This window comes from Rhizobium sp. P28RR-XV, from assembly GCF_012641385.1.
Lineage (GTDB): Bacteria > Pseudomonadota > Alphaproteobacteria > Rhizobiales > Rhizobiaceae > Rhizobium.
This window is the reverse complement of sequence record NZ_JABAIG010000012.1, coordinates 1-20,304: the sequence shown is the minus strand read 5'-3', so window position 1 is coordinate 20,304 and position 20,304 is coordinate 1. Positions and strand designations below refer to the sequence as shown.

Sequence of the window (20,304 nt, the reverse complement as noted above, 5' to 3'; positions counted from 1 at the left end):
AGCGCCTTAAAGTGCCCCGATCAGAACCGTGAGTTCACGGCACGAAGGCGCATCATTACAAAGGTGATATCCATCTGCGCCTCCTATTTCGCTGGTTGTAGAGCGAGTGTCTTTTAGCGCGCATTTCTCTTTTTGAAAAGTGGAGTATGCCTGAAAAATGGGCTGAAAACTTCAATTGTGCTGATGGGAGACATCACAAAAAGCGAGGGATCGGCGAAAAGCGGAGACAAATTCGGATGTTTTCGCTAGTTGCAGCGCATGACCAAGCTCCGCATCGCCCTCTATCAACCCGACATTCCCGGCAATACCGGCACGATCCTGCGGCTTGCCGCCTGTCTCGGCCTTTGTGTCGACATTATCGAGCCGGCTGGCTTCGACATATCGGATCGCAATCTGAGGCGCGCCGGCATGGACTACCTTGCCGCCGTCAGCCTGACCAGGCATGTCAACTGGGACCGGTTCGAGGCATGGAGGCGGGAAAGCGGACGGCGGCTGGTGCTGGCCTCGACGAAGGCGGCGCAGCGCTATACCGATTTCGCCTACCGCGACGACGACATTCTTCTCTTCGGCCGCGAAAGCGCCGGGGTGCCGGAGCATGTGCACGAGAAAACCGATGGCCGCGTCCTGATCCCCATGGTCGAGGGCCAACGCTCCATCAATGTCGCGATGTCGGCAGCGATGATATCGGGCGAAGCCTTGCGGCAAACGCAATGGCTACCACTCGCCGCACCGGGGCCGCACGGAGCCTGAATGTCGCACCCGAATAGGCGTTGGCACGTCGGATAAAGTGTGAGAAGCTTCGCCTTGGAATGCTCTAACTCAGGCAGCCTTGGCGAGGTGACCCCATGTTCCAGACGGCATTCACGCTTTCCCTGACGCAGTTCGCACGCACATTGAGCCTCCCCGAGCGGCTCCAGCGTTCCCCTTTGCGCAACCTTGCGCTTGAAGGCCTTCGCCAGCGGAACCTGGCTCTCGATGCGCTGTTCTACGACGTCACGGTCATCACGCCGGAGGAAGCCTTCTACATCAGTGACTCGCTCGCCGCCGAAGGCGCGATCATGATCGTTCCGCCCAGCGGTCTTGGCGCGCTTATCCTCTGCGAAACCATCGATGAATTCGTCCTGCGCGGCGGCACCGATGCTCGGGCGCTCGCAGTCGCCGGTATTGGCGGTTCGGCACTCGGAGCCGCCGCTTTCGCCCGCAACGTGGCGGACGCGATCGACGCGCCGGTCGCGGTCGTGGTCTCGGGCTACGGTATCGCCGATGTCATCACCGAAGCCTTCGGCGGATTGTTTTTCTTCGCTCATCTGAGGGGCCTGCGGCCGTTTCTCGAAAGCCTGGACGACCTTGCCGGCCGCCCCAAAATGGGAATGCAGGCTGAGGCGGCAGCTGCCCACACCAGTCTCGACACCCGAACCGTGCAGGCGCTTCTTGCCGATCCCCGCCTCTCCTTCCGCCTGCTGGCGGGCCACTCCAAAGGCAATCTCGTCCTTTCCGCCGCCCTGCATAACCTCTCAAAGCAGGACGAAGGGCGGGTCGCCGAACTGGCGCAACATACCAAGATCGTGACGATCGGCGCGCGCATTGCGATGCCGCCGGCATTCACCGATGTCGTCGATGTCATGGGTGAATGGGACTGGTTCGGTGAAATCAACTCCCGCCGGTTCATCCACGCCGATCAGCGCGTTGCACACGCATGGCATCACACGAACACCGATTTGAGCGGCCACCTGCCGGTGACCATCACGCTGATGGAAATTCTTGCGGCATCTCCCATCGCCGAAGATCAGAAGGCCGGGGAACACCAAGCTGCAAAGCTCGGTACCGTGGCCGAACCGCCGGCAATGCCGGAGACAAGGCCACCCTCGCCTTCGGCTCCGGGCGGCGGCAACACGGCCACGATCGAGAAGGTCAAGAAAGCTTTCTCAGCAGGCCCTATGCCAAACGCTCAGCCGCTCGCATCCAGCCCGTCGGATGATGCACCATCACCCAAACCGCATTGAACTGGCAACACATTGCAAGCTGGCCGCAAGGGGATGGGGCGGCCCCAGCCTCTTCGCCGTCACTGCAGTCGGTGGTGTCGTTCGCGTCAGTCCGCCGACGGCCATTGTGAAACACGATGAACACGCTTCGATTTAAATCTCCTCTGAACCGAGAGGCTTACAAACGCATTCCGGCTTGGCAACTGCTGGCCGACGGATGACAAAACGCGGAGGCACAAGGCCAGCTTCCCTCGCTCGCAGATGCGGGAGATCTCTGCCTTCTGCAAGTGTCGACAGTTCCCCGGCCCCTTGCGGACGTGCGCCACTGCCCACTGAGCGGTGTGTGCTAGAAGACGAGCGAGGAACGCATCGCAAGTTTGATTAAGTCGCCGTTTGAACGATCGCAAACCGCAGCTTGCGCGCGGCCATCAGCAAACTTCGATCTAAAATTGCACGACATCGTCATGGAGCAGCGGACCGACCTTGAGCCAGACCCTGGCCCCGGCCGGACCGACCGTCGCATTCAAGGGAGCACGTGCCGGCAGGCGCAGCCAGGATTGGCCTTCGAACCCGTCCTGCTCGTCGGAAAAGGCGCCCGAGAGGACAAGAATTTCGAGCCCGTCGGGGTTGTCCAGCCGAAGCGCAGCGCCCGGCGCCCACTCCTCGATGCGGACCTGTTCGTGACCGTCATTGAAGAGGATCGCCGAGGCAGTGACTCCAGGGAAAGGTTCACCCTTCTCGCCTTCCCCTGGCCGCCGGACGACGCGCGCCTGATCGTCCTGCCGGAACTGCCACAGCTTGACGAAGATGGTGCAGCCATCCTCGGACCCCGGCGCGTGTCCGGTTCCCGGCGGGTTGCGGATATAGGACCCGGCTGGAAAATCGCCGGTCTCGTCCTGGAAGATACCTTCGAGGACGAGGAACTCCTCACCGCCGGGATGGCTGTGATGAGGGAAGCGACTCTGCGGCGCGTAGCGCACGATGGAGGTCGCGCGGGCCTTTTCCTCGCCGACGCGGAACAGCATGCGCCGATCGACGCCCCTGGTCGGGCTGGGGACCCAGTCCAGCTTGGCCGCATGGACCACCGTCCGCACACCGAGATCGTCGTTCAACAGCATCGTCAGAGCTCCCCCAGGCCACCATCGACGGCGATCTCGGCACCCAGCATGTAGCTTGATGCCTCGCTCGCCAGGAAAGCCACCGCGGCCGCGATCTCCTCGGGCTTGCCCATCCGGCCGGCCGGCACCTTTGAGCCGACCTTATCGGCGTAGACCCGGAACTCCTCCTCGGTCTGGCCCGGCGTGCGATGGATCGGCGTCTCGATCGGCCCAGGGCTGACGGCATTGACACGGATTTTCCGGTCAGTGAGCTCGGCCGCCAGCACTCGGGTGAAGGACCGCACGGCGGCCTTCGACGCCGACAAAGCCGCGCGGCCGGGTGCGCCGACCTGGCCGAGCCAGGAAGTGTTGAGGATGATCGAGCCACCGTCGGACAGGATCGGCAGTACCGACTGGACAGTGAAGAACACGCCCTTGACGTTGATGTCCATCAGCCGGTCGAAGCTCTCCTCATCGGTCGTGGCGATTGGCGTGCCATAAGCGACGCCGGCGTTGGCGAACAGGATGTCGAGCTTGCCGAATTCCTTGCCGAGAACCTCGGCCATCGCCTTAAGATCGGTCACCGAGCGTACCTCAGCGCGGATCGCCAGCGTGTCGCCGCCGATCTCCTGGCGGGCGACTTCCAATTTTTCCGGATCGGTGCCGGTGATCGCCACCCGAGCGCCGACAGCGCGCAACCGCTTCGCCGTGGCGAGGCCGATGCCGCTGCTGCCACCGGTAACGAGTGCGGTTTTTCCGTTCAGCATTTCACTGTCTCCTTGAGCTTGGTTGAACTGAGTCTGGTCATTGTTTCGCTTGCTGCACGCCGGGCGGCATCCAGGGCGCCGACGAGATAGCCAGGGTTCGTCGCGCTGGTCTCGCTGCCGCCGAGCGAGATACGCTTCGCCCATGGCCCTGTGATCCAGGGTCCGGGATTGGGGGAAGGATGAGCGCCGCCATGGCGGTCGTCGACAGTCGCGGTCAACGGATCGGCGGCCCAATCCTTGAACAGCGTGGCGCGGGGCTGCGCGGCCTGCGGCCCGAAGAGACGGGCGAGCTGCGCGGCGCAGGCCTGCGCCAACCTCTCCTCTCCGATCTCGGCGCGTTGATCGGCGGGAATGCCGACGAAACCGAACAGCGCGGCAGAGCCCGAAGCGGTGGTCGCATCATGGATCTCGACGAGCGGACCGACGCCGCTTTGCGCGGTGCCCGAAAGGCCGGCCTCGCGCCAGAAAGGGCGGTCGTACAGCGCGAAGAACTTGGCGTGCGGCGCCATCCATGTCGTCGTGTTCCGCCAGCGCATCATGGTTTCGGGTGCGAGCGCCGGCGCGAAGGCGATGCTGGCGATGAGCAGCCGGGGCGGCAGCGCAAGGATGACCTGCGTGGCCGCGAGCATCTCGGTGCTTCCATCCGGCGCCGCGAGCGTCAGGTCGACCCCCTCCTCACCGAGGACGATCCGCGTGACGCGGATGCCGGTGCGCAGCCGCTCCGGAGGGAGCGCGTTGGCGAGCGCCGTGACGATGGCACCGGTGCCGCCGTCGAGCCGCATTGATTGCGGCTCCTGGCGCATCGCGTTGAACCGTTGCGGAGCTTCCTGCCGCATCCGCTCTACGACGACATCACCGTCGCTGTGCTGGGCGAAGTGGCGGAGCCCGAGTTCGCTGATGACCTCCGCCATCAGCGGATGCATGCCGGGCCAGAACCACGAAGGCCCGAGATCGAAGCCGTCTGCGGACGGCTCGCCGCCCGCACCGACCGACAAGATGCGCCCGCCCAACCGGCGGCGCGCTTCCAGCAATTGGAAGTCGATGCCAGAAGCCTGCAGCCGCCACGCGGCATAAAGGCCGGCGAGGCCGCCTCCGACGATTGCGACAGCGGTACACATGAAAAGCGCCTTCTTGAGAAAATAAGGACGGGAACAACCGCCCCCGGTTCGCAGTGCACCGGGTGCAGGAAACCTGCACCCGGTATAGAGATCAGGCCTGGGGCAGCGCGTCGATCGTGTCGAAGACGCGCGCGGTGTAGGTGAGCGCGGCACCCGCATTGAGCGAAATGGCGACGCCGAGCGCTTCGGCGATCTCCTCGCGAGACGCACCCAGTTCCACAGCCTTCTTGGCGTGGACTGCGATGCAGCCGTCGCAGCGGGTTGTCACGGCGACCGCCAGGGCAATCAGCTCATGCATCTTCGGCTCGAGCTTGCCGGTCTTCACCGCGCTGCCCTCGATCGTGTGAAGGCCGCGCAGAACGTCGGGGCTCAGCTTGGCGAAGTCGCCAACGCGGCCGAGAAGCGTGTCGCGGTAAGCGTTCCAATCCTGCATGTGGCTCATGACTTTATTCTCCTGATGTGAGGGTCATTGACGCCCGGCGGTGACGCCGCCATCGACGGGAAGGACGGTGCCGGTGATCCAGGACGCCTGATCGGAGGCGAGGAACAGGATCGCTTCGGCGACGTCGCGCGGCTGACCATTGCGGCCGAGCGGATGGAAGGCATCGAAGGTGGGAAGCACCTCCTTCACCTGATCGTCGGACAGGAAGGTGTTGTAGACCGGGGTCTCGACGACGGCCGGTGCCACCGCGTTGATACGGATGTTGTACGGCGCAAGTTCGATGGCGAGGTTGCGCACCATCGCGTGGACGCCCCCGTTCGCAGCCGAATAGGCCGCCGAGGGTGTCGCGCCGATCGCCTGGATCGCCCACATCGAGCCGGTCTGGACGATCACGCCGCCCCTATCCTTCATCGCCTTGGCCGCCGCCTGCGCGGTGAAGAACTTCCCCTTCAGGATCGTGTCGAGATACCAGTCGTAGTCTTTCTCGGTCAGATCGAGGAACGGCTTCGGATTGAAGACGCCGGCGTTGTTGACGAGGATGTCGAGCTTACCGAACTTCGACACCGTCACGTCCACGAGCGCCGCGCCGGTTGCCGGATCAGCGATGTCACCAGCAGAAACTGCAATGTTCTGACCGCTGAGGTCGATTTCGCGTGCGGCAGCTTCCAGCTTTGCCGGGTCGCGGCCGTTGATCACCACTTTGGCGCCCTCGGCGACGAACCGGGCCGCCGTTTCCTTGCCGATACCGGAGCCGCCACCAGTGATCGCGACGACTTTGCCTTCAAATCTCGTCATGCTCTTTCTCCTTACCTGTCGACAGGTAGATTGCGATGACGCTCATCTACGCCTTGCCAAGCGTGATTGCAACCCCTATCTGTCACCAGGTAGGTAAATTGTTCAGAACGGATTCGAGACGTGACCGATACTGTGGAAGCCATCATGGACGCGACCGAGCGTCGTATCAGGCAGGCCGGCTATAGTGGCTTCAGCTTCCGCGAGGTCGCAGCCGACGTCGGGGTGAAGAGCGCGAGCGTCTACTATCATTTCCCAACCAAAAGCGCGCTCGCGGCCGCCGTGGCACGCCGGTACAACGCTCGTGTCGTCGAAGCCGCCTCTGCTGCCGTCGAGAGCGGACAGGATGTGGTTCAGGCGTGGAAGGCGGTATTCCGCGGTGCGCTCGGCGAGGGCGCGAAGATGTGCCTGTGCGGCTCGCTCGGGGCCACCGTCAGCGACCTCACGCCGGACGTCGTGCACGAGGTCCGGCAGTTCTTTGAGGCGGGCATCGCCAGCCTGGTCGCCGGTGGGTTGACCGAGGAACGCGCGACCCAGGTACTGGCAACGCTTGAAGGCGCAATCCTGATGGCAAGCGCACAGGGCAATCCGGTTCTCTTTGATCGCGCTACGGCGCATCTCGACTGAGCAGGCCGCACTTCAATCGAGAAACGACCCGATATAGCTTGCGTCTTCCGCCAATGGACTACAGAAGTCATGCGTCAGCGTGTAAGTCCGTGCGCTCGCGGGATTGAGGGGACCGCACCGGAATTTCCCTTGGACGATGCGTGTTACATGCCCCAATTAGCGGCTCCACTCCTACCGTGCCTCGACATAAGTATCTGATTAATATGGTGTTTTTTGAGGACACCGATGGTCCACAATCACCCAAGCCGCATTGAGCTGGCAACACATCGCAAGCTGGCCGCAAAGGGACGGGGCCGCCCCAGCCTTTTCGCCGTCACTGCAGTCGGTGGTGTCGTTCGCGTCAGTCCGCCGACGGCAAGCGCCGCATGGTGAACTCGATGCGATCGCCGTCGACCTGACGCCAGCTTTCGACTTCGGTCCAATAAGCAGCTTTCGGAAATTCGTCGAACCACTCGCGCGCCTTTTCACGCGCTTCGGGGCGACTGAGACAAAAGGTCTCGCGAACGAATTCGCTCTTTCTACCGGCCGGGTGTTCCTGCCGGTAACGGAATATTCTGCGTCTCAACCCATCCAGGGGCGGCGGTCCAGGTATCCTCATGATAAAACCTCGCCTTTGAGAGAGGGAACATAATACCGCATTGTGAAATTTGCGAGTCGATTCTCCTGTGACGTTGCTGCACTGGCTGCGCCGCAATCTTGCTGATATTCCAAATCACGATACATACAGCGCGAATCGCGGGCCGCCGGCTGCTCGCACCGTCGGAGAGCATGCATGGAACGACCCAATCTTCCCAAGGGATTACCCGAGGATATTGAAGAAAAGAAAGAGGCAGCGCGACATTGGTTCGAAGGACTGCGCGACTCGATCTGCGCGGAATTCGAGCGGCTGGAAACCGAGCTGACCGGCCCCCTTTCCGACCAAGAACCGGGCCGCTTCGTGGCCAAGGACTGGCAAAGAGACAAGGGTCAGGGGGGCGGCGGCCGCATGTCGATGATGGAAGGCCGCGTCTTTGAAAAGGTCGGCGTCCATACGTCGACGGTCCACGGCGAATTCTCTCCCGATTTTCGCAGCCAGATTCCGGGCGCGGAGGAAGATCCCCGCTTCTGGGCCTCCGGACTGTCGCTGATTGCCCATCCTGTCAATCCGAATGTGCCGACCGTGCACATGAATACCCGCATGGTGGTGACGACGAGCCAGTGGTTCGGCGGCGGTGCCGACCTGACGCCGGTGCTCGATCGCCGGCGCACCCAGGAAGACGCAGACAGCGCGCTCTTCCATCGTGCCATGCAGATCGTCTGCGACCGCCACGCCGTCGCGGACTACCAGCACTACAAGAGCTGGTGCGACGAATATTTCTTCCTGAAGCACCGCAACGAGCCGCGCGGCATCGGCGGTATCTTCTTCGACTGGCTGCGTTCTTCGGAGGAAGCCGGTGGCTGGAATGCCGATTTTGCCTTCACGCGCGATGTCGGCCGCGCCTTCACGATGGTCTACCCGCGCATCGTCCGCTCCAATTTCAACGAAACATGGACGGAAGAGGACCGCGACGAGCAATTAATTCGCCGCGGGCGCTATGTGGAGTTCAATTTGCTCTACGATAGGGGTACAATATTCGGGCTAAAGACGGGCGGCAACGTGGAGTCGATCCTATCGTCTCTGCCGCCGGTCGTGCGTTGGCCTTAATGGTGGTGCGTTGGCCCTAATGCATGTCGCGCAAGGGTGGCGGCGTTTTGCGATAACGGCATGCGAAAAGCGAGCGATGCGGAGCGCAACGGGCGCCCCGGAAGGATCGCGACACGCTTTGGATGTCCGACGCGAGTTGATCGGACAATGCCCTGAAATCGGCGGGAGGAGTGCCTAAGTGATCTAATGCTCGTTTCAATCGGAGGAGGTTGTAATGGCGGCAGAGAAACAAGTCACCGAAGCTTCGAAGGAGCAGAAATTTTCACGCACGGTCGATAGTCCGGAATTCGTCATCCGGCTGGCCGAAGATATGCGGATCCGCAGCGGGTCCGACCTGCCACTATCCTGTTTCATCGAACAGGTGAGGATGCAGTTGGCAGGTAAATCCCCGAACGATATCGCCCGCCTCGCGGCCGATCGTTGGGCAAGACAGACGCCGGTTACGAAGTATCAGTCGTCGGACTGCTTCAAATCCTGGGCAATGCCGGATTGAAATCCGGAAAACCGCCGCCGGCAAGCGGGTGGATTGCCGGACGGCAGAAACCTTTTTCCATCCCCCGCGTTTAGCCCTCACGCCCTTCGGTATGGAGGGATGTGGGACTATTGAAAGTTGAGGAGGAAGATATGCGACTGTTCGAATGTGGTACGCTCGTGCCCGGCTGCTCCTGGCATACCCGCGCCAAGGACGATGCCGAAGTGGTTCGCCGCGCCGTCGAGCACATGCGCGAAGCACATGGCGAAACAATCATCCGGGAAAACATGGTCGACAATATCAAGGCACGCATTCGCGACGAGGCCAACGCGGCCTGATTAGAGGGCAGTAAGAGGCCCCGATATCACGCTGCGGCCAATTCCTTCAGTCGGGCGAGAAGGCTCGCCCGGTTCATCTTGAAGTTTCCGTCGAGCCATTCCTGCTCGAGCTTGCCAAGAAGTTCGCCGATGCGCGGCCCCGCGGCGACGCCCGCGGCCAGCGCATCCGAACCGCTGAGCGGGAATGCGGGCTTTTTCCATTTCGCCGCTCGCTCGAGCAATTTGCCCAGCCGCGCGGCACGTCCCATCTCCTCGAAATCGCTTTCCGCCTTGCTCCGGGCAGTCACCAGCGCCAGCTTCAGGCGAACCGCGACGCCCGATGGGTCATGGCTATAAAGCAGTCGGTCGAAGGCCGCTTCCGAGATATCGTCCTTGACGACGGGCGCGTTCGCCCATGCCTGCAGATAGGCGCCTTCGGCTTTTGAAAGACGCAACCGCTCCGCCAGCTTGGCAAGTCTTGCGGCATCCGGCGGCACGATTGCGGCAAGCCGCAGCAGGGGCTCCGCCGGCCAGTCAAGCGCCTGCTCGGTAGCGACAAGCCCCGGAATGGCGTCGATACCCCATTTTTCGGTTTCCGGCAGCACTTCGGTCAATATGCCGATCTGGCGCATCCAGAGCAGCGCTCTGCCCGGATCCTGAGCCGCCAGCAGCTTCTTCATTTCCGACCAGACGCGCTCGGCGGAGAGCGTGGCAATTTTTGACCGTGCAGCCGCGCAGGCGCGCAACCCGTCCGCATCCGGACGACCGCTGCCGTAGTAAGCGAAGAAGCGGAAAAACCGCAGGATGCGCAAATGATCTTCAGCGATCCGCGTCGCCGCATCGCCGATGAAGCGAATGTTGCGGCGCTCCAGATCGGCCAACCCGCCGACGAGATCCACGACCTTGCCATCCGCGGACGCATAGAGCGCGTTGATGGTCAGGTCGCGCCGCTCGGCGTCCGCCTGCCAATCCTGACTGAAGGCAACGCGGGCGCGGCGCCCGTCCGTTTCAACGTCGCGCCGCAAGGTAGTGATTTCGAACGGTTTTCCGTCGATGACCAAGGTCACGGTGCCATGCGCGATGCCCGTCGGCACCGCCTTGATTCCCGCCTCCTCGGCTCTTTCGACGACAGCTTCCGGCAAGAGAGTGGTCGCTATGTCGATATCGGCGACCGGCAATCCCATGAGGCTGTTGCGCACAGCCCCGCCGACGACGCGGCCCTCGCCGCCATCGGCATCGAGCAGTGCCAGCACCCGCTGCAGCGCCTCATCGCGAAACCAGGCCTCATGGGCAACGGACGTCATGTATAGAGCCTTTCATAAAGCGTGCGGACGATACCCGCGGTAATGCCCCATATCATGCGCTGACCGTAAGGCATGCGGTAGAAATGGCGTTCGCTCCCCTGCAAGAGCATCGTGTCTGTGACATGGTGGCTGGGATCCATGAGGAAGGAGAGCGGCACCTCGAAGGCATCCTCCACCTCTGTCGGATTGAGAGCCAGATCGAAGCCCGGCTTCACGACGGCCAGAATGGGCGTAATGCGAAAACCGGTCGCGGCCAGATAATGCGGCAGCCGCCCGACAGGCTCGATGAAGATATCGGCCAATCCGATCTCCTCGCCCGCCTCGCGCATGGCAGCCATTTCCGGCGAGGCGTCTTCCGGATCGATAGCGCCGCCCGGAAAGGCGATCTGGCCGGAATGCTTGCGCAGGGTGGATGTCCTCAGCGTGAAGATGACCTTGGCATCGTCGCCGCTGTCGACGACCGGTATAAGTACAGCGGCATCCTTCAGCTTCAGGTCCGCGACCTGCGCTATCGTCTCCGGATTGAGGAGATGATCGCCGTGATCGCGCCAGGCGAGGTCGATCGGACCGCCGCTCTGATTGAGGGCGCGACGCCGGAATTCATCCGCGGAATAAAGAGGGAATTCACTCATCGAGTCAGTGCATCCAGTTCGGCGACCGGCATGACGGGGAAGATCGTGCCCCCGGAGCGCACGCAGAACATCTCGCGCCCGGCGATTTCAACGGGTTCGCCGAGCTCGACGAGATCGTACATGACGGCGCGCGTCACCAGAGCCTCCAGGCGCCCCCGGACATGCAGGTAGGGCTTCAGCTCGTCGTTCTCACCGCGGATGACGAAGCGGATCGGATGGTCCCTGCCCGCCTCGACGACATCGCCGACATTCGTGCGGAATGTCAGCACGCGCTTGCCGTCGCGCTCCGTCACGCTCATCTCGACGGCGACGAACGGTGCATCGACGACGCGAATGCCGACCTTTTCCACAGGGGTCACAAGATAAGTCTTTTCGTCGGCATCCTTACGCAGGACGGTGGAAAACAGCCGCACCAGCGGCGCGCGGCCGATCGGCGTGCCTAGATAGAACCAGGTGCCGTCGGCCCTGATTTCCATGTCGATATCGCCGCAAAAGGGCGGATCCCAGCGTTCGACGGGCGGCAGACCCTTCTTGCGGCCGCCGCTATCGCCGGCGGCGCGCGAAATCAGCGCCGCGAGGCTCGCTGCATCGCCCGTTGCCTTGATTTCCTCGGTTGCCATTCTTCTGTCCCGGTTGGTCGTTAGTCACGAATATGACAGTTCTCACGAGATAGTCATTTGAAACGTGCTTGTCAGCCGTCTCGGTGGCGATAAGTTGTATTGATTATGAGGCAAATGTGTAACGTCTGCGAATCACGCGCACCGTTTTTCTGCCATTGGAGACGCAAATGGGCATGATCAAATCGACCGAAACGAGCCTCGACGAGCAGGCCATCATCGCTTCAGCCGAAAAGGCGCTTGGCGATATTGCCGCCGTCCGCCAGGAGGTGTCGAAGGTCATTTTCGGCCAGGAAAGCGTCGTGGAGAACACGCTTCTGGCAGTGCTCGCCGGCGGTCACGCACTGCTGGTCGGCGTGCCCGGCCTTGCAAAGACCAAGCTCGTGACCACGCTCGGCGCGGTCCTTGGCCTTGCCTCCAACCGCGTGCAGTTCACGCCGGACCTAATGCCGTCGGATATCCTCGGCTCCGAAGTGATGGACCAGGACGAGAGCGGCCGCCGCTCCTTCCGCTTCGTCAAGGGTCCGGTCTTCGCGCAATTGCTGATGGCCGACGAAATCAACCGCGCCTCGCCGCGCACGCAGTCGGCCCTGCTGCAGTCCATGCAGGAATACCACGTCACCATCGCCGGCCAGCGTTATGACCTGCCCGCTCCCTTCCACGTTCTCGCAACGCAGAACCCGCTTGAACAGGAAGGCACCTATCCGCTGCCAGAAGCCCAGCTCGACCGCTTCCTGCTGCAGGTCGATGTCGATTATCCCGAGCTCGCCGACGAGCGCCGCATCCTGCTGGAAACCACCGGTCTCAGCGAAGCGACGCCGCAGGCGGTTATCGATGCCGAGCGCCTGCTGGAAATCCAGCAGCTGATCCGGCAGATGCCGGTCGGTGAAGGCGTGGTCGATGCTATCCTGTCGCTGGTGCGTTCCGCCCGTCCGGGCCAGGGCAATGCCTCGACGGACAAGCATGTCGCCTGGGGCCCCGGCCCCCGCGCCGGCCAGGCCATGATGTTGTGCGCCCGCGCCCGCGCGCTTTATGAAGGCCGGCTCGCGCCGTCGATCGACGACGTGCATGCGCTGGCCGAGCCGGTGCTGGAACATCGCATGGCGCTGACCTTCGCGGCCCGCGCCGAAGGCATGTCCGTGCGCGATGTCATCGCAGGACTGGTAAAACAGTCGAGACCATGAGCCGGATGTCGAGGAGAGTATAGCGCGTGGCATCCATCGGACAGATCGTCAGACCGACCTCAGGCAACGATGCCCTCTCCCGAGCCCGTAGTCGCGCCGCACTCGTGCCGGACTGCCTTGTCGAAGCCAAGCGCATCGCCAATACCGTGATCGCGGGATGGCACGGCCGGCGCAAGCGCGGCATCGGCGAGAATTTCTGGCAATTCCGCCCCTATACTGAAGGCGAAAGCCTGTCGCGCATCGACTGGCGGCGCTCGGCCCGCGACGATCATACCTATATCCGCGATCATGAATGGGAAGCCGCGCACACGATCTGGCTCTGGGCCGATCTGTCGCCGTCGATGATGTATAAATCGACCTATGGGCACGCCTCCAAGGAGAGCCGCGCGCTCGTCCTGATGCTGGCGCTGGCGGAGATTCTCTCCCGCTCCGGCGAACGCATCGGCTGCCCCGGCATCATGGAGCCGGTGTCGACCCGCAATGCCGCCGAACGGCTGGCGGCAGCCCTGATGCACACGCCGCTCGAAGGTGGCCTGCCGCAGACGGCGATGATCCGCGGTTGGAGCGATATCGTGCTGATCGGCGATTTTCTCGATGATGCCGATAGCGTCATGGGCAGGATCGGGCCGCTGGCGCGCCGGGGCTTGCGCGGTCACGTGATCGAGGTGGCCGATCCGGCCGAAGAGCTCTTTCCCTATAGCGGACGCACCGAGTTTAGCGATCCCGAAACAGGTTCGAAGCTGATTGCCGGCCGCGCGGAAAACCTGCGCGACGACTATCGACGCGCCTATCTCGCCCGCCGCGAAAATCTCGGCCAGTCGCTGCGCCATCTTGGTTGGACCTTCGTCAGCCATTGCACCGACCGGCTGGCTTCGGAAGCGCTGGTCCCCGTGCATATGTATCTTTCCGGCATGCCCGCAAAGGCAGCCCCGGGAGGGCAGCCATGACCGGTCTCTCCTTCGCATTCGCCTCTCCCGCCATCCTCGCAGCCCTTATCCTGCTCCCGGCGATCTGGTGGCTGCTGCGCCTGACGCCGCCGCAACCGCGAACCGAAGTCTTCCCGCCGCTGCGTATTCTGGCGAGCATCCTCAAGCGCGAGGAAACGCCGGCGCGCAGCCCTTGGTGGCTGACGCTGCTGCGCATGCTGCTGGCCGCCCTCGTCATCCTTGCGATCGCCAACCCGATGTTCAATCCGCGCACCAATACGCTCTCGAGCGGCGGCCCGCTGGTATTGATGATCGACAATAGCTGGGCGAGCGTCTCGGATTGGGAGCGCCGTGTCCGGACGGCCGATGCGCTGATCGACGATGCCGATGCCAAGAGCATTCCCGTCTCGATCGCCTTCACCGCCGAGCAAGGCAACGATGCGACACCGGGTGCTGCGACATCGGCGCGCGACAAGCTGCATGCGATGAACCCGCGGCCGCTGGTGCCGGATCGCGAGCGTACTGCGAATGCCGTGAAGGCCGCGCTCAACGGCAGCAAGCCCGGCACGATCGCCTTCATTTCCGATGGCGTCGAGAGCAGGGACAAGGACGACATCGTCAGCCGGCTCGCCGCGCTGCAGCCAAGCGAGCTGCGGCTGATCGAAGGCGATGGTCAAAACATCATCGCAATCACCGGCGCGACCAATACCGCCAACAACATGACCGTCACCGCAACGCGGCTGAACGGCACCGGCCCGATGCGCCTTGGGCTGACCGCGCAGGACAACCAGGGACGGCCGATCGCTGCCGGTTCGCTTGATTTCGCCGGCAGCCAGACCGTCGCCACCGGCTCCATTGCCGCTCCTTTCGAGATGCGCAATGATTTCGCCCGCATAAGCCTCGATCGGCAGGCGAGCGCGGGCAGTGTCTATCTTCTGGACGACGGTTTCCGGCGCCGGCGCGTGGCGCTTCTCTCCGGCCAGGCTGCCGACGAATTCCAGCCGATCCTGTCACCGCTCTACTATATTCAGCGCGCCCTCCAGCCCTACGCCGACCTGACTCAGCCCAATAGCGCCGACCTGGCAAAATCGATCCCGGAATTGCTTGCCGGCAATCCCTCGGTCATCATCATGGCCGATGTCGGCCGCCTGCCGCAGGAAACCTATGCGCCGCTGCAGAAGTGGATCCAGAATGGCGGCACGCTCGTCCGCTTTGCCGGCCCGCGCCTTGCCGCGGCACCCGCAGATGATCCCCTCGTTCCCGTGACACTGCGGCTGGGGGAGCGCACATTCGGCGGCGCCCTTTCCTGGGCCGAGCCGCAGCCGCTTGCCGATTTCCCGTCCTTCGGCCCCTTTGCCGGCATGCCGAAACCCAAGAACGTCCTGATCAAGCGGCAGGTTCTGGCCGAGCCGACGCCGGATCTCGCCGAGCGCACCTGGGCAAGCCTTGCCGATGGCACGCCGCTGGTGACCGAAAAGCAGATGCAGGCCGGCCGCATCGTTCTCTTCCACGTCAGCGCCGAACCGCAATGGTCCGACCTGCCGATCTCAGGCGATTTCGTCGAAATGCTGCGCCGGATCGTGCAGCTGTCCCATGCCGGCGGCGTCACCCCGGCGGAAGGGGCCGCAGCCAAGGAGAGCGAAGCTATGTCGCCTTACCGGCTTCTGACCGCAAAGGGCGTGTTGACCAGCGAAATCGGCAGCGCCCGCCCGCTGGAGCCGAACAGCAAGGGAGCGTCGATCGCAAGTTTCGACAATCCGCCCGGCCTCTACGGCTCCGAAGAAGGCTTTGTCGCACTGAACACGCTGCCCAGCGGCACGCAACTGAAACCGCTGGATGCATCGGCGGCCGGCTCGGTCGCGCGGGAAGGCCTTATCGGGGGAGAAGCCTGGTCGGCAAAGCCGATCCTCTTCACGCTCGCCTTCCTCGTTCTTCTCGCCGACAGCATCATCGTATTGTTCATGAATGGCGCCTTCACACGCCTCGGCAGATCGGCAAAGACGATCGCTGGAGGTGCGGCGATGCTGCTGCTGGCGGCCTCGCTTGCCATCTTCCTGCATCCGGCAATCGCATTGGCCGACGATGCAAAACCCGGCGACGACACCATTTTTTCGCGGCTGGACAAGACGCATCTTGCTTATGTCGTGACGGGCGAGACGGAAGTCGATCATATCTCGGAGCGCGGGCTTGCCGGCCTCTCCGACTACCTCACCTATCGCACGACGCTCGAGCCCAGTCCTCCGGTCGGGTTGGACCTGACCAAGGACGAACTGGCCTTTTATCCCCTTATCTACTGGCCGGTTTCAGCGACCGCACCGATGCCATCCAACGACGCCATCAACCGCATCGATGCCTATATGCGCAACGGCGGCACAGTGCTGTTCGATACCCGTGACGCCATCGACACGATGGGCGATACCTCGACACCCAGCCCGAACGGCCAGCGGTTGCAGCAGATCCTCGCCAATCTCGATATTCCGCCCTTGGAGCCGGTGCCTGCCGGGCATGTGCTGACCAAATCCTTCTATTTGCTGTCAAGCTTCCCCGGCCGCTATGCCGATAGTCCGCTCTGGGTGGAAGCGCGGCAGGATATGCGCCGCGACGCAAATGCGGTCGCAACCTCAGACGGCGTGACGCCGATCATCATAACGGGCAACGATCTTGCCGGCGCTTGGGCCGTCGATGAAAACGGTTCGCCGCTGCTGCCGACCGTGCCGCCGGACGAAACTCAACGCGAATACGCCTACCGCACCGGCGTCAACATCATGATGTACATGCTTACCGGGAACTATAAATCCGATCAGGTCCACGTTCCGGACATCCTGCAGCGCTTGGGGCAATAATATGAATATCGGTTTTGCCCCATTCCTCCCCTGGCCCATCCTGGCCGCTCTGGCAGTGCTGACGCTCGCCATCGCGGCGCTTGCGATCTTCAGGCGCCTGCGCGGCGGCTGGATCCGTGCTCTGGCGGGCATCGCTCTCTTGGCCGCGCTCGCCAATCCCGTGCTGATGCAGGAGGATCGCGAGCAACTGACGACCATCGTCCCCATCGTGGTCGACCGCAGTCTCAGCCAGCAGACGCCGGAACGCTCCAAGATGACCGATGACGCCCTGGCTATGCTCAAGGACCGGCTGGCGCAATTCCCTCGCATGGAACCACGCATCGTCGAGGTGCGCGATCCGGCGGAAGCAGAATCGCCGTCGACGCGGCTTTTCTCGGCACTCTCCTCGGCGATCGCGGACGTGCCGCCCGCCCGCATCGGCGGCGCCATCTTCCTGACCGACGGCCAGATCCACGATATTCCCGGCGTCAACCAGCAACTCGGCTTCGACGCACCCATCCACGGGCTGATCACAGGCAAGCCGGACGAATTCGATCGCCGCATCGAAATCGTGCGCGCGCCTCGGTTCGGTATCGTCAATGACGAGCAACAGCTCGTCTTTCGTGTCGTTGACGATGGCAAGAGCCCAGGCGTCACGGCAGCAGTCACGGTCAAGATGAACGGCGACGAAATCGCCACGCTGCAGGCAACGCCCGGCCAGGACACGCCCTTCAGCTTCAAGGTGCCCCGCGCCGGCAACAATGTCCTCGAATTCGCCGTCGCCGAGGTGCCCGGCGAGGTCACGGCCATCAACAATCGCACCGTCCAGCTGATCGAAGGCATCCGCCAGAACATGCGCGTTCTGCTCGTCTCGGGCGAGCCGCATGCCGGCGAGCGTGCCTGGCGCAACCTTCTGAAATCGGACGCCTCGGTCGATCTCGTGCACTTCACCATCCTGCGTCCGCCGGACAAGCAGGACGGCACGCCGATCAACGAATTGTCGCTGATCGCCTTCCCGACGCGCGAGCTTTTTGTCGACAAGATCAATTCTTTCGATCTGATCATTTTCGATCGCTACCAGGACCGTCAGAACGTCCTGCCGACGATCTATTATGATTACATGGCGCAATATGTCGAAAACGGCGGCGCCCTCCTCGTGGCCGCCGGTCCGGAACATGCCGGCGGCAGTTCGATCGCGCTGACGCCGCTTGCCTCCGTGCTGCCGGCCGAGCCGACGGGCCAGATGATCGAGAAGGCCTTCTATCCGCGTCTGTCGGATCAGGGCCGGAAACATCCCGTGACACGCGGCCTGGATGGATCCGATACCGAGCCGCCGCATTGGGGCCGCTGGTTCCGCAGCGTCGATGTCGAACGGCCGCAGGGGCAGACCGTGATGGTCGGCGCGAATAACAGTCCCTTGCTGGTGCTGAACCGCGTCAGTCAGGGCCGTGTCGCCATGCTGCTTTCCGACGAAGGCTGGCTCTGGGCGCGCGGCTTCGAAGGCGGCGGCCCGCACGTGTCGCTCTATCGCCGCATTGCCCACTGGCTGCTGAAGGAGCCGGCGCTGGAGGAAGAAGCACTGACGGCGAACGCCGCCGGCCGCACGCTGCAGGTGACGCGCCAGACCATCGGCGACGATCCTGGCCCCGCCACGATCAAATCACCATCCGGCAAGAGCGAGACCCTGCCGCTGAAGCGGACGCAACCCGGTCTCTATCAGGCCGAAAAACATATGGATGAGATCGGGCTCTATCAGATCGCCAATGGCAATCTGTCGACGCTCGTTCATATCGGTGCCATCGATGCCCCGGAATTCAAGGCGATGATCTCGACCACCGAGACGCTGCAGCCGCTGGCGCAAAAGACCAAGGGGCTTGTCACCCGGGTCGCCGGCGCCAATGGCAGCGTGACGGTACCGCAGGTCCTGCCGGTGCGCGGCACCGTTCGCGTCGCCGACAACCAGCGGCTGACCATCCGCATGACCGACGAAACCGTGCTAAAGGGTATCAATACCCTGCCCTTGTTTGCGGGCTTTGCCGGTCTTGCCGCCCTCCTCTTTGCCTTCTCCGCCACATGGTGGCGCGAAGGACGGTGACCGTGATGAACATTGATGTGACCGATACCCCCAGCGAAAGCGAACTCGCGGTCATCAGCGAGGGATTGACGGCCTTCAATGCCGCCGATGTCGGCCCCTCCGAACGTCGTCCCCTTGCGGCTCTGATTCGCGATGAGACCGGCAAAACCATCGGCGGGATTTCCGGCTACACCGCCTGGGGATGGTTGTTCACGGGATGGCTCTTCGTGCCGGAAAGCCTGCGCGGCCAGGGCATGGCGGGAAAGCTGCTGGATGCGGCCGAAGCTGAAGCGAGCGCGCGCGGCTGCTTCGGAGCGTGGATCGATACGTTCAATCCGCAGGCACTGCGCGCCTACCAACGGCAAGGCTATGCGGTCTTCGGTGAATTGCCGGATTTCCCCGCTGGCAGAAGCCGCTTCTTCCTGCAGAAGAAACTATCGCCCCGCTGAAGAACAGCGGGACGATAGTTTTCGTTTTCAACGCAAAGACTTAAACGGCGATCGCAGTCAATTGCATGTCGTCTTCCTCGTCCTCTTCTTCCGTCGTAACGGCCGGAACCGAATCGTCGCGCCACGCGATCGAGCCTTGCAGCCGCGCATGCGTATCGGCGGCGATGGGCACGACCAGCACCCGGTTCGGATCGACGGGACCGGGGAAAGTCAGCGTGTTATAGGCGACCTTCTCGAAACCGAGCGGGCCATAGTAAGGCGGATCGCCGACGAGGATGACGGCTTCCGAGCCCTGGCGTTTGGCGGCCTCGACGGCGATGCGCACGAGTTCGCGGCCAATGCCCTTGTTCTTGTGGGAGGGGCGTACGGCGAGCGGGCCGAGCAGATGGCCCTTGACCGATCCGGCTAGTACCGCCGTCATCCGCACCGAGGCGATCGTCTCGCCATCGTCGGCGCAAATGAACGACAGCGACCGGTCATGCGGCCCCTGTTCGCGAATGCGTGCGGCAGCCCGCGTAAACCGGCCGGGACCGAATGCTTCTTCGTTGATGAGTTCGATGACAGCGTCGTGCGACGCATCCTCAGTGAGGTAGACCAGATCGTGCTTGTACATTAGACCAGTGAAACCAGATAGACGGACGATATTGTTCTCGAAGGCGCTCGTGGAGCGTTCGGGATCATCGGCGTCGTCGCAGGCTTCTGGTGACTTTCATGACAAGGGGTCCTTAGAGTGTGGAAAGCCGGATAGCAGGAAATATTCGGCGCGTCCAATGCAAAATGCATGATGCCGTTTATTGATGCGAGATCGTGTCGGCATCCTCGCTCCCTGCGCGTAGCCCTAGGAAGTGTGGACAGTTATCTGATCCATAGAACGATTGCTGCGATAGTGACGACTGCGAGGTAGTTTTCGGCGGTTTTTTCGAAGCGCGTAGCGACCCTGCGGAACTGCTTGAGTCTGGAGAAGCAGCACTCGATCAGGTGGCGCTGGGCGTAGAGAT

Annotated in this window: 21 protein-coding genes and 1 pseudogene; 11 read left to right on the top strand and 11 right to left on the bottom strand. The window is 62.8% G+C overall.

What is annotated here, in order from left to right; all coding sequences use genetic code 11:
- The first annotated feature begins 258 nt into the window (after positions 1 to 258).
- Together HGP12_RS24805 and HGP12_RS24800 are read left to right on the top strand one after the other, a co-directional pair.
- Positions 259 to 750, top strand: coding sequence for a tRNA (cytidine(34)-2'-O)-methyltransferase (locus tag HGP12_RS24805; protein WP_168842496.1), 492 nt, complete (start codon positions 259 to 261; stop codon positions 748 to 750).
- A gap of 95 nt (positions 751 to 845) precedes the next feature.
- Complete coding sequence (locus HGP12_RS24800) at positions 846 to 2,003, top strand: hypothetical protein (protein WP_168842497.1); 1,158 nt, start codon at positions 846 to 848, stop codon at positions 2,001 to 2,003.
- 422 nt (positions 2,004 to 2,425) lie between these two features.
- Here the strand turns inward: HGP12_RS24800 and HGP12_RS24795 are convergent, their stop codons facing one another.
- The 5 genes from HGP12_RS24795 to HGP12_RS24775 form a co-directional block, all read right to left on the bottom strand.
- Positions 2,426 to 3,100, bottom strand: coding sequence for a cupin domain-containing protein (locus HGP12_RS24795; protein WP_168842498.1), 675 nt, complete (start codon positions 3,098 to 3,100; stop codon positions 2,426 to 2,428).
- 2 nt (positions 3,101 to 3,102) lie between these two features.
- The gene (locus HGP12_RS24790) at positions 3,103 to 3,846 is read right to left on the bottom strand and encodes an SDR family oxidoreductase (RefSeq protein WP_168842499.1); all 744 of its coding nucleotides are present in this window, start codon (positions 3,844 to 3,846) and stop codon (positions 3,103 to 3,105) included.
- Complete coding sequence (locus HGP12_RS24785) at positions 3,840 to 4,964, bottom strand: flavin monoamine oxidase family protein (RefSeq protein WP_168842500.1); 1,125 nt, start codon at positions 4,962 to 4,964, stop codon at positions 3,840 to 3,842. Before HGP12_RS24785 ends, HGP12_RS24790 begins: the two co-directional genes overlap by 7 nt.
- A 91-nt stretch (positions 4,965 to 5,055) precedes the next feature.
- A complete protein-coding gene (locus HGP12_RS24780; RefSeq protein ID WP_168842526.1) occupies positions 5,056 to 5,397 on the bottom strand; it encodes a carboxymuconolactone decarboxylase family protein in 342 nt (113 codons plus the stop codon).
- A 33-nt stretch (positions 5,398 to 5,430) separates the two neighbouring features.
- Positions 5,431 to 6,201, bottom strand: a complete 771-nt coding sequence (locus HGP12_RS24775) for an SDR family NAD(P)-dependent oxidoreductase (protein ID WP_168842501.1) — start codon at positions 6,199 to 6,201, stop codon at positions 5,431 to 5,433.
- 120 nt (positions 6,202 to 6,321) lie between these two features.
- Between HGP12_RS24775 and HGP12_RS24770 the strand changes: the two genes are divergently transcribed.
- Positions 6,322 to 6,825, top strand: a complete 504-nt coding sequence (locus HGP12_RS24770) for a TetR/AcrR family transcriptional regulator (RefSeq protein WP_168842502.1) — start codon at positions 6,322 to 6,324, stop codon at positions 6,823 to 6,825.
- 340 nt (positions 6,826 to 7,165) lie between these two features.
- On the opposite strand, the gene HGP12_RS24765 is transcribed toward HGP12_RS24770, so the two are convergent.
- Complete coding sequence (locus HGP12_RS24765; protein ID WP_312862932.1) at positions 7,166 to 7,426, bottom strand: hypothetical protein; 261 nt, start codon at positions 7,424 to 7,426, stop codon at positions 7,166 to 7,168.
- Between the two features lie 171 nt (positions 7,427 to 7,597).
- Between HGP12_RS24765 and hemF the strand changes: the two genes are divergently transcribed.
- The 3 genes from hemF to HGP12_RS24750 all read left to right on the top strand — a co-directional run bounded on the left by hemF (position 7,598) and on the right by HGP12_RS24750 (position 9,319).
- Positions 7,598 to 8,509, top strand: a complete 912-nt coding sequence (gene hemF / locus HGP12_RS24760; protein WP_168842504.1) for an oxygen-dependent coproporphyrinogen oxidase — start codon at positions 7,598 to 7,600, stop codon at positions 8,507 to 8,509.
- Positions 8,510 to 8,723: 214 nt separating this feature from the next.
- Complete coding sequence (locus HGP12_RS24755; protein ID WP_168842505.1) at positions 8,724 to 9,002, top strand: hypothetical protein; 279 nt, start codon at positions 8,724 to 8,726, stop codon at positions 9,000 to 9,002.
- A 131-nt stretch (positions 9,003 to 9,133) separates the two neighbouring features.
- On the top strand, positions 9,134 to 9,319 hold the full coding sequence (locus HGP12_RS24750) for a DUF1059 domain-containing protein (protein WP_149634758.1): 186 nt from the start codon (positions 9,134 to 9,136) through the stop codon (positions 9,317 to 9,319).
- Positions 9,320 to 9,345: 26 nt separating this feature from the next.
- On the opposite strand, the gene HGP12_RS24745 is transcribed toward HGP12_RS24750, so the two are convergent.
- Genes HGP12_RS24745 through HGP12_RS24735 form a run of 3 tightly spaced genes read right to left on the bottom strand, consistent with a single transcriptional unit; the run spans position 9,346 to position 11,854 of the window.
- Entirely contained in the window at positions 9,346 to 10,602 is a 1,257-nt protein-coding gene (locus tag HGP12_RS24745; RefSeq protein WP_168842506.1) for a CCA tRNA nucleotidyltransferase, read from the bottom strand.
- On the bottom strand, positions 10,599 to 11,234 hold the full coding sequence (locus HGP12_RS24740) for a CoA pyrophosphatase (protein WP_168842507.1): 636 nt from the start codon (positions 11,232 to 11,234) through the stop codon (positions 10,599 to 10,601). The genes HGP12_RS24745 and HGP12_RS24740 overlap by 4 nt, the downstream gene beginning before the upstream one ends.
- Positions 11,231 to 11,854, bottom strand: coding sequence for a DUF1285 domain-containing protein (locus HGP12_RS24735; protein WP_168842508.1), 624 nt, complete (start codon positions 11,852 to 11,854; stop codon positions 11,231 to 11,233). Before HGP12_RS24735 ends, HGP12_RS24740 begins: the two co-directional genes overlap by 4 nt.
- Positions 11,855 to 12,021: 167 nt before the next feature.
- Here HGP12_RS24735 and HGP12_RS24730 point away from each other — a divergent pair, with 167 nt between their 5' ends.
- From HGP12_RS24730 to HGP12_RS24710, 5 genes are read left to right on the top strand one after another with little or no spacing between them, the layout of a single operon-like run.
- Positions 12,022 to 13,035, top strand: a complete 1,014-nt coding sequence (locus tag HGP12_RS24730) for an AAA family ATPase (protein WP_168842509.1) — start codon at positions 12,022 to 12,024, stop codon at positions 13,033 to 13,035.
- Positions 13,036 to 13,061: 26 nt separating this feature from the next.
- Entirely contained in the window at positions 13,062 to 13,982 is a 921-nt protein-coding gene (locus HGP12_RS24725; protein ID WP_168842510.1) for a DUF58 domain-containing protein, read from the top strand.
- Positions 13,979 to 16,804 carry a DUF4159 domain-containing protein gene (locus tag HGP12_RS24720; protein ID WP_168842511.1) on the top strand — a complete coding sequence of 942 codons (2,826 nt, stop codon included), beginning with the start codon at positions 13,979 to 13,981 and terminating at the stop codon, positions 16,802 to 16,804. The genes HGP12_RS24725 and HGP12_RS24720 overlap by 4 nt, the downstream gene beginning before the upstream one ends.
- 1 nt (position 16,805) lies before the next feature.
- Complete coding sequence (locus HGP12_RS24715; protein ID WP_168842512.1) at positions 16,806 to 18,878, top strand: hypothetical protein; 2,073 nt, start codon at positions 16,806 to 16,808, stop codon at positions 18,876 to 18,878.
- Positions 18,879 to 18,883: 5 nt separating this feature from the next.
- Entirely contained in the window at positions 18,884 to 19,306 is a 423-nt protein-coding gene (locus HGP12_RS24710; protein ID WP_205926627.1) for a GNAT family N-acetyltransferase, read from the top strand.
- 40 nt (positions 19,307 to 19,346) lie between these two features.
- Here the strand turns inward: HGP12_RS24710 and HGP12_RS24705 are convergent, their stop codons facing one another.
- Positions 19,347 to 19,919, bottom strand: coding sequence for a GNAT family N-acetyltransferase (locus tag HGP12_RS24705; protein WP_168842514.1), 573 nt, complete (start codon positions 19,917 to 19,919; stop codon positions 19,347 to 19,349).
- A 242-nt stretch (positions 19,920 to 20,161) separates the two neighbouring features.
- Positions 20,162 to 20,304, bottom strand: a pseudogene (locus HGP12_RS24700) (IS5/IS1182 family transposase); the annotation flags it as partial.